Origin of the sequence: Anaerocolumna xylanovorans DSM 12503, assembly GCF_900143645.1 — a bacterium.
GTDB lineage: Bacteria > Bacillota > Clostridia > Lachnospirales > Lachnospiraceae > Anaerocolumna > Anaerocolumna xylanovorans.
In genome coordinates this window covers 535,999-548,421 of record NZ_FRFD01000003.1, presented here as the reverse complement: position 1 = coordinate 548,421, position 12,423 = coordinate 535,999, and the positions used below count along the sequence as shown (strand labels likewise).

General features: G+C 44.1%; 11 protein-coding genes and 1 riboswitch. Of the genes, 2 read left to right on the top strand and 9 right to left on the bottom strand.

Annotation, left to right across the window (positions count from 1 at the left end; all coding sequences use genetic code 11):
- Nucleotides 1-42 precede the first annotated feature (42 nt).
- From BUF11_RS25015 to BUF11_RS02410, 9 genes are all read right to left on the bottom strand, one after another.
- Nucleotides 43-1,740 carry a precorrin-8X methylmutase gene (locus BUF11_RS25015; protein WP_073587203.1) on the bottom strand — a complete coding sequence of 566 codons (1,698 nt, stop codon included), beginning with the start codon at nucleotides 1,738-1,740 and terminating at the stop codon, nucleotides 43-45.
- Between the two features lie 33 nt (nucleotides 1,741-1,773).
- A complete protein-coding gene (gene cbiB / locus BUF11_RS02445; RefSeq protein WP_073587202.1) occupies nucleotides 1,774-2,766 on the bottom strand; it encodes an adenosylcobinamide-phosphate synthase CbiB in 993 nt (330 codons plus the stop codon).
- A 10-nt stretch (nucleotides 2,767-2,776) separates the two neighbouring features.
- A complete protein-coding gene (locus BUF11_RS02440; protein ID WP_073587201.1) occupies nucleotides 2,777-3,397 on the bottom strand; it encodes a histidine phosphatase family protein in 621 nt (206 codons plus the stop codon).
- Nucleotides 3,370-3,753 (bottom strand): bifunctional adenosylcobinamide kinase/adenosylcobinamide-phosphate guanylyltransferase, encoded by a 384-nt coding sequence (locus BUF11_RS02435; protein WP_073587200.1) that lies wholly within the window; start codon nucleotides 3,751-3,753, stop codon nucleotides 3,370-3,372. The genes BUF11_RS02440 and BUF11_RS02435 overlap by 28 nt, the downstream gene beginning before the upstream one ends.
- Before the next feature lie 23 nt (nucleotides 3,754-3,776).
- The gene (locus BUF11_RS02430; RefSeq protein ID WP_073587199.1) at nucleotides 3,777-4,547 is read right to left on the bottom strand and encodes an adenosylcobinamide-GDP ribazoletransferase; all 771 of its coding nucleotides are present in this window, start codon (nucleotides 4,545-4,547) and stop codon (nucleotides 3,777-3,779) included.
- A 13-nt stretch (nucleotides 4,548-4,560) separates the two neighbouring features.
- Nucleotides 4,561-5,106 carry a bifunctional adenosylcobinamide kinase/adenosylcobinamide-phosphate guanylyltransferase gene (locus BUF11_RS02425; protein WP_073587198.1) on the bottom strand — a complete coding sequence of 182 codons (546 nt, stop codon included), beginning with the start codon at nucleotides 5,104-5,106 and terminating at the stop codon, nucleotides 4,561-4,563.
- Nucleotides 5,103-6,149, bottom strand: coding sequence for a nicotinate-nucleotide--dimethylbenzimidazole phosphoribosyltransferase (cobT, locus tag BUF11_RS02420; RefSeq protein WP_073587197.1), 1,047 nt, complete (start codon nucleotides 6,147-6,149; stop codon nucleotides 5,103-5,105). Before cobT ends, BUF11_RS02425 begins: the two co-directional genes overlap by 4 nt.
- Nucleotides 6,150-6,208: 59 nt before the next feature.
- Nucleotides 6,209-7,705, bottom strand: a complete 1,497-nt coding sequence (locus tag BUF11_RS02415; protein WP_073587196.1) for a cobyric acid synthase — start codon at nucleotides 7,703-7,705, stop codon at nucleotides 6,209-6,211.
- Between the two features lie 104 nt (nucleotides 7,706-7,809).
- Nucleotides 7,810-8,003: riboswitch (cobalamin riboswitch) on the bottom strand.
- Nucleotides 8,004-8,070: 67 nt separating this feature from the next.
- A complete protein-coding gene (locus tag BUF11_RS02410) occupies nucleotides 8,071-8,772 on the bottom strand; it encodes a FadR/GntR family transcriptional regulator (protein ID WP_073587195.1) in 702 nt (233 codons plus the stop codon).
- A gap of 221 nt (nucleotides 8,773-8,993) precedes the next feature.
- Here BUF11_RS02410 and hypB point away from each other — a divergent pair, with 221 nt between their 5' ends.
- Both hypB and BUF11_RS02400 read left to right on the top strand, forming a co-directional pair.
- Nucleotides 8,994-9,665: a hydrogenase nickel incorporation protein HypB gene (hypB, locus tag BUF11_RS02405; protein ID WP_073587194.1), complete on the top strand. Its 672-nt coding sequence runs from the start codon at nucleotides 8,994-8,996 to the stop codon at nucleotides 9,663-9,665.
- 67 nt (nucleotides 9,666-9,732) lie between these two features.
- Nucleotides 9,733-12,423: an FAD-dependent oxidoreductase gene (locus tag BUF11_RS02400; protein ID WP_242952298.1), complete on the top strand. Its 2,691-nt coding sequence runs from the start codon at nucleotides 9,733-9,735 to the stop codon at nucleotides 12,421-12,423.

Here is a 12,423-nt window from a genome sequence, read left to right as displayed (position 1 = left end):
CTTTCAAAGTCTGGGGACTTTGTGCGCAGCACAAAATACGGATTATTTTGCAGCCCCTTCTCTTTCCATCTCATAGAGAATGGCATTTACGATTGCCGCCGCCACATTGCTTCCGCCTTTTCTGCCACGGTTTATGATAAATGGTATATCCGTAGTTATTATTAATTCCTTTGCCGGCACCACATTAACGAAACCGACCGGTACCCCGATAATAAAGGCCGGATAGCAGGTTCCCTTTTCTATCATTTCATGCAGCTTAAGCAGTGCAGTAGGTGCATTTCCAATAGCGAATATCACCGGCTTTTCTATTTTAGCCGCCATTTCCATGCTGACTGCAGCTCTGGTTGAATGATTTTGTTTTGCCAGTTCACTTACTTCTTTCTCTGCCATAAAGCAATGAGCCTGTCCGCCATAGTGCGCTAATATTGTCTTATTGATTCCTGCCAGGGCCATATTGGTATCCGTTACGATATCGGCACCGTTCTTTATTAATTCCTTTGCTTTTTCTACCGCTCCTTTTGAAAAGGTAAGTGTATCTGCATAATCAAAATCCGCACTGGTATGGATGACCCGCTTCGTAACCATCTCCTGCTCCGGTTTTAATTCGATATTTTTCTCTTTTAATTCTTCCGATATAATTTCAAAGCTTCTCTTTTCAATCTCCTCCGGGAGTACAAATTCTATCTCTTCTGTCTTTTCTGTAGCTTCAAATTTTTTAATTCTTTTTATCGTATTTATCAATTGTTCATTTTCGGCATGATTTTTTACTGCAATCCGGTAATAACCCTTTTCCAGGCCTCTGAAATTACGGCAATCCCTGATCAGTATCTCTTTGCCGAGAAGCATTTCATAAAGCGGCAGCTCTGTCTTTAGCAAAAGATAATCTGCATGGGAAGGATATACTTTTATATCTATTTGCTCCAACTCACTCGTTAGGTATTCCCGTTCCTCCTTTACCAAATGAACAGTCCTTTTCATATAATCCGCCTCTTCACAAGCTACCCTGCCGGCAGTTTGTGCAAAAACAGACAGGTTCCATTCCGGAATCTGCTTCCTGATTGCATCCCTTAGCTCCTGATTTTCACAAAAGAGGTATCCAAGTCTTACCCCGGGTATGGCAAATATCTTGGTAAAGGCACGGACAACAACGACATTTGGGTACTCTTTCAGTTTGTTTTTAAAGCTGCGTTTTTCTTCCTCTCCGGTAAATTCCAAAAAACATTCATCCAGCACAATAAGAATCTGTTTTTTCTTACATTCCTTAGCAATCTGCTCTAACAGTGAATCTTCTATCATATTTCCCACCGGATTGTTGGGATTTGCTAAGAACAGTAAATCTGTTCCTTCCGTAAGAAATTCTTTGATGCCCTCATCCAGACAAAAATTAAATTTTTCTTTCATTTCATAATAGATAACTTCTGCTCCGGTTGAGGCCGCCGTCCTTTCATAGCCATAAAAGGAGGGTACCGGTATCACAATCCGTTTTGGATGAACAGCATGTACAACTGCCATGAATAATTCTGATGCACCATTCCCAAGTAAGATGGAATCCTTTTTAATTCCTGCCATTTTGGATATGCTTTCCATAAGCTCTTCTGCCTTAATATCCGGATATTTATCGCACTCTCCTACGGCTTTTAATAATGCCCTCTTCACAGAATCCGGTATTCCAAGTGGATTTATATTTACGGAAAAATCAATATTCACTTTATTTCGGTATATGTCCCCGCCATGCTGCATACTGCAAATCCTCTCATTTCTTTGTTCTTCTAATTACATACAAGCAGCTGCAAATGCTGCCAGCAAAAGTCCAATCAGACAGATTCCCTGACAAATCCCTGCCGTTATATATAAGAGCCGGTTTGCCCGGGCGATGTCCTCGCACTCTACTGTTCTTTTTTCATCCCCGATAAATGGTTTATGGTGTACCTTTCCAAAATAACTGGCATCCCCCGCAAGACGTATGCCCAGTGCTCCTGCACAGGCAGCTTCTGTATGGGCGGAATTGGGGCTGGCATGATTCCTTCTATCCCTTTTATAAATCCTTAGGGCATCTTTTCCGTTGTATTCTTTTCCTGCCAGACAGCAGGAAATTACCATAAGAATGGCACTGATTCTGGCGGGAATAAAATTCAGCGCATCATCAAGTTTTGCTGCCGCTCGTCCAAAGTGAAGATATCTGTCATTCTTATATCCCACCATGGAATCCAGGGTATTGACTGCCTTGTAGAAAAAGCCAAGCACAGGCCCCCCGATTGCCAAATAAAGCATTGGTGCAATCACGCCGTCGGAGGTGTTTTCTGCTACTGTCTCAATGGCCGCCTTTGCAACACCCTCTTCATCCAGGCAATCGGTATCCCTTCCTACAATCATGGAGACTGCCTTTCTGGCTCCATTGAGGTCATTTTCCTTTAACTTCTTATATACCTTCATGCTCTCTTTCTTTAAGCATTTCGTCGCAAGAATCTGATAGGTCATAACGCTTTCAACTGCTAATCCCAGGTAAGGAGACACTTTATATGCTGCATACAGGATAAGAAAGGCAGCCAATACCGTAATAGCCAATACCAGGACCACTAAGAGTATTCCTCTGTGAAACTCTCTCTTGCTATCCCTTTTAAGTTCCTCTTTTTCTGTAAACAGTCCATGATCCAGCTTTGAAATCAGGCTACCAATCCATCTGACCGGATGGGGAAGCCAGTAGGGATCCCCAAATATAAGATCCAGCACAAACCCGGCAAAGAAGCCTGCGATATGGTATATCATCTCTAACCCTCTATAACTTTCGTATTATTTCTATTGATAACTCCGATTTGTTAAGAAATTTCAAACTACACATATATCCTTCTGCGTTTTTACACTGGTAATCATAGTAATTTCCTCCGTGACAGGCGCTTAGGAGTGCCATAATATTTCCGCCGTGTACCACCGCGGCAGCAGTTACCGGTGTTTCTCTTTCTTCCCTTACCAGTCCCGCCACTGCTTTTTGCAAGCCTTTTTGGCATCTTTGCAAGAATTCTTCTCTGCTTTCCCCTTCCGGGAAAGGCAGCTCTCCGTTACTGTCTATCCATGCCTGATAGTCTGCATCCCCGTTAAGCTCCTTGTAGTTTTTTCCTTCAAAGCGGCCAAAGTCAATCTCTCTCCACTCCTCAATAATAACCGGTTTCTTACACCCATAAAGGATTTCTGCTGTCTGAATGCACCGTTTCATAGGGCTTGAAAAGAGAATATCTGCCTTCGGATATTTTCCCTTTTCTTTCTCTAAAAGAAGCTTTTCAATTCCTGCCTCCGACAAATCTTCATCCGTCTTTCCGAGGTATCTTTTAAGTGTATTGGAGGGGGTCTCTCCATGCCGTATCAATATCAGATTTATTTGATTCTCTGTCCAATTCCGCATATAATCCTCTCCACCTTAAGTGCTTTCTCTGCCAGTCCGCACAGAATACGGCCAAGCCTTTCCCGGTATTCTCTCTCTTCTGCTTCCATGGGCACTATTCCATTTCCCACTTCGTCACTGATAATAATCAGTTGCGGATTTCCCGCTATAATTGCTTCCACCAAATCCTCGGGACTTTTGCCCTCCCTTAAGCAGTTTCTTACAAACAGGTGAAAATGGTTCACAATTCCTATTTCTTCACTTATACCTCTTTCTGCCAGTACCAAAGCATCTATTACCTTATCCATAGGGATCCCTGTCTGTTTTAATACATAATTTAACTTTCCCTGGGCGTATCCGCCAATATACAACTCCATACTTTATCCCTTCCTTTTAACAGTTAAATCAGCTTTGCAATACAGCAGACCGAGACAATCACCACCGTAACCGCCTCACAAAGCGTCACTAAGTACCCTGCGGTATCTCCTGTTATTCCGCCAAATTCCTTGTAGCAGCGGTAACGGTAATAGAGAAAGGCCAGGATAGCTCCTGCCGTAACCGCAATTCCTGTTAAGACAGACAGGTAAAGCAGGAAAAGCACACATAAAAAGAGCTGAATAGAGAGAGAAATCTTAACTGTCTTTTCATGAGCTTTGCTGGAAAAGAGGTACAGCAGCCCTTCTTTCTTGGCGCACTTTAGTGTCACTACCCCAATCCCGCTTATGGTACGGGAAAGGAAATAACCTGCTCCCACAGCTGCCATTGCTCTAAGACCATCAATTTCAGAATAGGCCCCTGTAAATATCAAATAGTAGAATATTATCTGTATTACAGAAAAGGCCCCAATGTGGGAATCCTTTAAAATTTCAAGCTTCCTTTCCCTTGTCTGGTAGGAATGGAGGGCATCCATGGTATCCATAAAGCCATCCACATGAAATCCTCCCGATACCAGAAGGGGAATGGCTGTTCCTATGGCCGCAAATAAAAGCTTTCCCAGCTGAAAATCCTTACAGATAATCCCCCAAAGATACGTTAAAATCCCAATCACGGCACCAACCCACGGAAAAAAGCAAAGTACATATTTCATGTCCTCATCTTTCCATTCAAACTGCGGAACCGGTATTTTAGAATAAATGGAAAATGATATAAAGAATGATTTTATAACTGACATAACCTTACTCCCCTCAAGCTACCGGACATCCCTTTACCGGAACCGGAATCCCAACTACAACTTCTGTTACGACATCAGCGAACTCTGCCAGCTTCTCATTTATTTTCCCAAGTGCCTGCAGGTAGTCTGTAGTCGCAGTATCATAGGTAATACCATCCTCAAATACGTTGTTAGTAACAATCAACAGATGGTCTGTCTTCTCTTTTAGAAGACCTATTCCCTTATAGATCTTTTCAACAACCTCATCAGGCTGCTTTATTTCACTAAATGAAAACATCTCATTGGCAGTCAGATTTGACATACACTCTAACAATACTGTTTTCCTGCTGTCCTCCATTTTTGCTGCAACCTCTGTGATATTAACAGGCTGCTCTATAGTCTGAAAACCCTTACCGGCTCTCAAACGCTGATGCCTTTCTATCTTCTTTCGGCCTTCCTCATCATAAACCTGCATGGTAGCAAGATAATAAAGAGTACCTTCCCCTGCCAGGGTAACAGATGCCTTTTCTGCATAAGCGGACTTTCCGCTCCCGCTTCCGCCTGTAATAAGTACCATCATAGGCTGCTGTTAATATCATCAAAGGTGGAGCTGCCCTCGTATACGGAAAGTACCGTATCCAGCAGAGAAAACATCAGCACAGCCCCCGTGCCTTCTCCAAGTGCCAGAGAGGCATCAATAACCGGATGAAGGTCAAGTTCTTCCAATAATTTTTTTGCAGCGGGTTCTTTACTTAAATGGGAAGGTATCATATATTCCTTTGCTCCCGGAACCAGGCGCTCTGCTGTTAAGGCTGCCACGGCACTGATAACTCCGTCTATCACAACCGGGATATGATATAAGGCCCCGCCGATAAAGACTCCTGCAAGCCCTGCAATATCAAGTCCTCCTACCGTCTTAAGAGTCCTAAGAGTTTCTTCTTTCTGAAACTGGTACTTTTCCAAGGCTTCCTTTATCACTTCATGTTTATGTACAAAGGCTTCCTTGCTAAGTCCTGCTCCCACACCGGTGACGTCTTCTGCCAGACATCCAAGGAGCGCCGCTGCCATGGCACTGCTGGTTGTGGTATTACCCATGCCTAATTCACCGGTTGCCAGAATAGAGTATCCTCTCTCCTTACATTCCCTTACAGTTTCAATCCCAATCTCTATGGCCTTTAGAGCTTCCTCCTCCGACATGGCAGGTTCCTGTCTGAAATTCTTCGTTCCAAAGGCAACTCTTCGCTGAATCAGCCCGGTTATCTCTTCCTCCTGATGGATTCCGATATTTACCGGCAGTACATCTGCATTGGCTCTTAACGCCATCCTGCTGACAGAAGTGGTCCCCTTTACCAATTCACCGGCAATAATTGCCGTCATCTCATATCCATAATGGCTTATTCCTTCTTCCACGACTCCATTGTCGGCACACATAACAATTACTGCTCTTTTAGAAATGTCGACCTCGGTAGTTTCTGCTATTGCCCCAATCTGTGCAATAATACCTTCAAATTGCCCAAGTCCGTTAACAGGCTTTGCAATTCCATCCCAGACAGCTTTTACCCTTTGCCTCTGCTCTTTGCTTGGTTTATTTATTTTCAGTTCTTTTAACGATTCTTTCGTCATACTCTTCCTCTTTTCTGTGTCATGTTCAGCCTCTTAGGTTTTAGGTGACAGATTTAAAATCACCTGATCAATTTATAAATTTCATCCATATCCAAATATTCTCTTAAGGTAGCTGCCAGCTTATCGTATTGAGTCTCTTTAAAAGCGCCGTAATCCATCATCAGGTTGTCCTCCAGAGACAGACCCTTCCTCTTTGCAAGTTCCTTTATAATAACCGGTGCAATTTCCCCTTCGTCAAATATGCCATGGACATATGTGCCATAAACATTTTCCTCTGATATTCCATCCGCCTTACTTTGCCCGTCCAACTGGTTTGTCAGACTGCATAATGGTTTAAAGTTTTGTTCCTTTACTGTACTTCTTCCCATATGTATCTCATAACCTTTTAGCTTCCTCCCTGACAGTACGGAAAAAATCCCGGGTATTTCCCCAAAAGTTCCCTGTACCTGTGTACGCACCTTTTCTTTCTCCAGTACAGTATCCATTGAAAAGAAGCCCATACCATTAAGCTCCCCGCCTTCTTCCATACCGCAAGGGTCAGATATTGTCTCTCCTAACATCTGAAAGCCTCCGCAGATTCCAAAGATAACACACTCTTCTTTTTGCTTTTTCACTGCCGCTTCCAGTCCGTTCTGCCTCATCCATTTCAAATCACCCATGGTATTTTTGCTTCCCGGCAGGATAATCATATCGGGATGATGCAATTGCAAAACAGAGTCCACATATCTTACAGATACCCCCTCTATCTGCTCAAAGACCATAAAATCAGTGAAATTTGAAATCCTGGGGAACCTGATAACCGCAATGTCTATCTGTGCTTCTTCTCTCTTATCAAAGCGGCAGGTAAGGCTGTCTTCATCTTCTAAGGAAATGTTCATATAGGGCACCACACCGACTACCGGAACCTTTCCCCTTTCTTCCAGCATAGTAACGCCGGGGTCCAGAATTGATTTATCTCCTCGGAATTTATTAATAATAAGGCCTTTGACCCTTGCCCTTTCCTTCTCTTCCAACAGCATTAAGGTTCCGATCAGCTGGGCAAAAACGCCTCCCCGGTCAATATCACCCACCAAAAGGACCGGTGCATCAAGAATTTCTGCCAGTCCCATGTTGACAATATCATTTTCTTTCAAGTTAATCTCCGCCGGGCTTCCCGCCCCTTCCACCACAATAATATCCGCCTGTTCTTCCAGGGCATGAAATGCTCTTTTGATGTCCGGTACCAGCTTTTTCTTATAGGCAAAGTAATCCTTCGCCTTCATATTTCCGATTACTTCGCCGTTTACAATCACCTGAGAACCGATATCATTGGTTGGCTTTAACAGGATTGGATTCATTAATACCGAAGGCTTTATTCCTGCCGCTTCTGCCTGCATTACCTGAGCCCGTCCCATTTCCAGGCCTTCTTCTGTAATGTAGGAGTTTAATGCCATATTTTGAGATTTAAAAGGAGCCACACGGTAACCGTCCTGTTTAAAGATTCTGCACAAGCCTGCTACCAGCAGGCTTTTCCCTGCGTTAGACATGGTACCCTGGATCATTAGCACTTTAGACATAAAAAAACCTCCATTGCCACGTAAGGGGCATGGAGGTATAAATAGACATATTCCGAGACATAGTTCGACCTGTCTTATCCATTCCAAACCAGTTACTCGTGGCTGTACAAATTTCATTTAAGGCAGGTCTCCTGGCTGAAAGATTATCATTTACGGCAGCCTTCCCAATTAATATCAGTGACTTATTTGCCGCAAACTCCCTTATCACAGTGACGAGTTCGTACAGGATTTGCACCTGTTTCCCTTTTCATCAGAACCAAGCATATGCTTTTCTGACACCTTAAACGTATTTAATTTTCAATAAGCTATTATATTATAAATAAAGTATTTTTTCCAGTATTTTTTTACTATCTCATTATATTCCCTTAAAATATTTGATGCCCGCCTTCCAGCGCGTCATCCAGCCGCTTGTCCGTACACCTTCTTGCCGCTTCTGCATCACGCTCTTTGATACATTTGTATAAACAAAGCACGCTGTCATACAACGCTTCCTTCCCGTAACGCAGGCAGAAACGCTTCCAAAGCTGTGTCACAACGGGTTTAAAGGAGATATAAATTAACGGCATAATACTATTCCCGCTAATTACGGAAAGCCTGTGGTGAAAGGAGAAAGTAGCCGAAACCGTATCCTGAATGGATTTCCCTCCTGCAACTTCCTCTAATAGCCCCTCAAGTCCTAAAATATCCTCATCTGATGCATTCTTAATTACCGAATCCGTTGCCAGATGTTCCAGTGCACGGCGTACCTCCAGTATTGAGTAAATTTCTGACTGTCCAAGGCTGTCACCGTGATACTCCATAATAGCATTTAAGGTACTGATATTTCCATTCTTACCGTAATCTGCTACAAATACTCCCTGCCTTGAATGCACTTCCAAAAAACCCTGTTTCTCAAGCTCTGCAAATCCGCTGTTAACTACCGCCCGGCTGACCTGCATCTGCTCCGCAATCTCTCTCTCAGGAGGCAATTTGCTTCCAACCGGAAGCTTTCCTGACAAAATCATATCTCGAATCTGGCAAATAAACATCTCTTTTAAGCTCAAAGCGCTAAGCTTTTGAAATTCCATCACACTTACCCTCTTTCCTGGCTCTGGTCATACCAGAAATTAATATTATTTTATCATACATTCTTACTAAAATCCAACAAAGAAATATGTAAAAGTGACAAATTTTTTTAACATTATTGCTAGTATCCCCGGAATATTTTATAATGATATTGTTAAAAAATATACGAGCTGATTGATTGGCTGAACCAGTAACAGAATGTAATAAGAAAGGAGCGTGACACATGGAAGAATTTAAAGTTCTTGAGATAAAAACAAGTGTCTTTGCTGACAACAACATACAGGCCGGAAAGCTTCGTGCGGAATTAAAGGAGAAGAACGTCTTTCTTCTGAACCTGATGTCCAGTCCCGGTGCCGGTAAGACCACTACCTTAACCCGTACTATTGACGCACTAAAGAATGACTTAAAAATCGGTGTTATGGAAGCAGATATTGATTCCGATGTAGATGCCCGTACTATCCAGCAGACAGGTGCAAAAGCAATACAGCTGCATACGGGCGGTATGTGCCATCTGGATGCAGAAATGACCCGTCAGGGCTTAGAGGGTCTTGATACAGACGGCCTTGACCTGGTAATCTTAGAAAATGTAGGTAATCTGGTCTGTCCTGCCGAATTCGATACCGGCGCCATTAAAAATGCCATGATTCTCTCTGTACCGGAAGGAGACGATAAGCCCCTAAAGTATCCATTAATGTTTTCCATTTGCGATGTAGTACTGATAAATAAGGTGGATGTAATGCCCTATTTTAATTTCGACATGGAAAAATGCAAGGCGAATATCAAGCTTCGCAATCCCAATGCTAAAATCATTCCCATCAGTGCCCTTACAGGTGAGGGGCTAAAGGAATGGACCGACTGGCTAGGCAGTGAAGTAAAATCCTGGAACGGTAAATAAACCTTAAGCTTGGACTTCAAATGCGCAAGATCTGCGCATGCGCAAAGTTTGCGCAAGAAAGGAATCTATGAGTGAATTAAGACCTAAAATCCTAAAACTGGCAAAAATGGTAGGCGGTATTGCCGGTGCTATGAATAAAATTGATGAGAATTCTCCCGAATACTATTCCCTAAATTGTGTTGTAACAGATGATATGGCTGATATTGCCATGATTATGGGGCTTCGTAAGCCCAGAACTTTTGAATATGTGGCAAAGCGCTCCGGCAAGAGCAAAAAGGAAACCAAAGCTCTCCTGGAACAGTTGACCTATACGGGTGTCGCTAAGGTATGGAAGGATAAAGAAGATAACAAAGACCGGTATTTTGTGAATATTTTTGCTCCCGGTATGCTGGAAATGATGGTAAATAACCGCGAACAGCTGGCAGCTCATCCTGAAATCGGTAAAGCCTTTGAAGAATATACCAGACTGCGTCTTGCACCTATGGCGGCAAAATTCCCCCAGGGTATGGCAATGATGCGTGTTATTCCCGTAGAAGAATCCATTAAAGATATCCCCGGCACACAGCCCTGGGAACGTCTCTCTTACTACCTTGATAAATATGATACCTTCACGGTGTCTGACTGTTCCTGCCGCCAGTCCCGCCGTGTACTGGACGAAGGTTGCGGACATCTGGAAAAAGACATCTGTATCCAGATGGGTGAAGGTGCCGAATACTATATAAGGACCGGCAGAGGCCGCGAGATTACCCGTGAAGAAGCAAAGGAAATCTTACAATTTGCAGAAAATAACGGCCTGATGCATGAAATGCCCCATACCGACGGTCTTGGTGAATCAGCTGCTATCTGTAACTGCTGCGGCTGCTCCTGTTTCTCCTTACGTCTTGCAACGCTGTTTAATACGCCGGATGCCATCCGTTCCAACTTTACAGCCAAAGTAAAGAAGGAAAACTGTGTGGCCTGCGGACAGTGCGTTGAAAACTGTCCTGTCAATGCCTTAAAGCTCGGTCAGAAACTCTGTTCCAAGACTCCTGTTGCAGTAAAGGCAGAACCCACTGCACGTGACCATGTCTGGAAAGAAAGCAACTGGAATGTGGATTACCGCGAGAACCGCAAGGACGTTACAGAAGAAGGCACCTCTCCTTGTAAGACTGCCTGTCCTGCCCATATATCCGTACAAGGTTACATAAAGCTTGCCGCCCAGGGACGCTACCACGAAGCTCTGGAACTTATCAAGAAGGAAAATCCCTTCCCTGCTGTCTGCGGACGTATCTGCCCTCATGGCTGTGAAAGCGAATGTACCCGCGGTGATATTGATGAGCCGGTTTCCATTGATGAAATCAAGAAATTTATTGCCGATAAAGAGTTGGACGGTTCTATCCGTTATGTCCCGCCTATGCGCTACCATCTTGGAAATAAAATCGCAGTGGTCGGTTCCGGTCCTTCCGGTCTCTCCTGCGCTTATTACCTGGCAATCGACGGATATCAGGTAACCGTATTTGAAAAAGAAGAAAAGCTTGGCGGTATGCTTACCCTTGGAATCCCCTCCTTCCGTCTGGAAAAAGAAGTACTCAATGCAGAAATCAATGTACTGCGTGAAATGGGCGTAACCTTTAAGACCGGTGTGGAGGTTGGAAAAGATATTACTCTTAACCAGCTTCGCAAAGAGGGCTATGAGGCCTTTTATCTGGCAATCGGTGCACAGGGCGGAAGAAGCCTTGGCATTGAAGGCGAGGATGCAGAAGGTGTTGTAGCCGGCGTTGATTTTCTTCGTACCGTAAACCTTGGAAGAAAAGCAGAACTCTCCGGTAATGTAGTTGTTATCGGCGGCGGAAATGTTGCTATTGATGTAGCCCGTACCGCAACCCGCCAGGGTGCTGCCGCCGTTAATCTTTACTGCCTGGAAAGCCGTGAAGAAATGCCCGCATTACCTGATGAAATCACAGAGGCAGAGGAAGATAAGGTATCCTTTAACAATGGCTGGGGTCCTAACCGGATACTAACGGAAAACGGAAAGGTAACCGGTGTTGAATTCAAACGCTGCATCAGTGTATTCGATGCCGAACACCGCTTTGCTCCCAAATACGATGAAACAGATACCATCATAGTAGAAGCTGATACGGTATTGCTTTCCATCGGCCAGTCCATCCAGTGGGGCGGATTACTTTCTGATAGCAAGATTGAGCTTGGACGCGGCAATACTGCCAAGGCAGACAGCCTGACCTTACAGACTTTAGAGCCTGATGTTTTCGTAGGCGGTGACTGCTTTACCGGACCGAAGTTTGCAATACACGCCATAGCCGCCGGAAAAGAAGGTGCCATCTCCATCCACCGTTATGTACAGCCGGGACAGTCCCTCGTCTTTGGCCGTGACCGCCGTGAATACCATTCCTTTGATAAGAATAATGTTGCTGTGGGCGTACAGGACTTTGATACCACTTCCCGCCAAAAGCCAGGACATTCTCCCGAGAAAAAGGGCAGCTTCTATGATGACCGTATGACCTTTACCGAAGAACAGCTAAAGAAAGAAACGGAACGCTGCCTTGGCTGCGGTGCTGTAGAAATTGACAGCTATATGTGTATCGGCTGCGGTATGTGCACCACCAAATGTAAATTTGACGCTATCCATCTGGAGCGTACTTATAACACGGTTCCCGACACCTACGAAAAGCTTCCGGTAAAAATTGCTGCCAATGCAATCGTACGTACCGGAAAGATTGCCGCTACCACTCTCAAAGAGGGAGTTGGCAGAAAGGGCTGA

What these genes read in the sequence shown, in the direction of transcription:
- BUF11_RS25015 (WP_073587203.1), bottom strand. Translation starts at nt 1,740, where the DNA reads ATGCAGCATGGCGGGGACATATACCGAAATAAAGTGAATATTGATTTT.
- cbiB (WP_073587202.1), bottom strand. Translation starts at nt 2,766, where the DNA reads ATGATATACCATATCGCAGGCTTCTTTGCCGGGTTTGTGCTGGATCTT.
- BUF11_RS02440 (WP_073587201.1), bottom strand. Translation starts at nt 3,397, where the DNA reads ATGCGGAATTGGACAGAGAATCAAATAAATCTGATATTGATACGGCAT.
- BUF11_RS02435 (WP_073587200.1), bottom strand. Translation starts at nt 3,753, where the DNA reads ATGGAGTTGTATATTGGCGGATACGCCCAGGGAAAGTTAAATTATGTA.
- BUF11_RS02430 (WP_073587199.1), bottom strand. Translation starts at nt 4,547, where the DNA reads ATGTCAGTTATAAAATCATTCTTTATATCATTTTCCATTTATTCTAAA.
- BUF11_RS02425 (WP_073587198.1), bottom strand. Translation starts at nt 5,106, where the DNA reads ATGATGGTACTTATTACAGGCGGAAGCGGGAGCGGAAAGTCCGCTTAT.
- cobT (WP_073587197.1), bottom strand. Translation starts at nt 6,149, where the DNA reads ATGACGAAAGAATCGTTAAAAGAACTGAAAATAAATAAACCAAGCAAA.
- BUF11_RS02415 (WP_073587196.1), bottom strand. Translation starts at nt 7,705, where the DNA reads ATGTCTAAAGTGCTAATGATCCAGGGTACCATGTCTAACGCAGGGAAA.
- BUF11_RS02410 (WP_073587195.1), bottom strand. Translation starts at nt 8,772, where the DNA reads ATGGAATTTCAAAAGCTTAGCGCTTTGAGCTTAAAAGAGATGTTTATT.
- hypB (WP_073587194.1), top strand. Translation starts at nt 8,994, where the DNA reads ATGGAAGAATTTAAAGTTCTTGAGATAAAAACAAGTGTCTTTGCTGAC.
- BUF11_RS02400 (WP_242952298.1), top strand. Translation starts at nt 9,733, where the DNA reads ATGAGTGAATTAAGACCTAAAATCCTAAAACTGGCAAAAATGGTAGGC.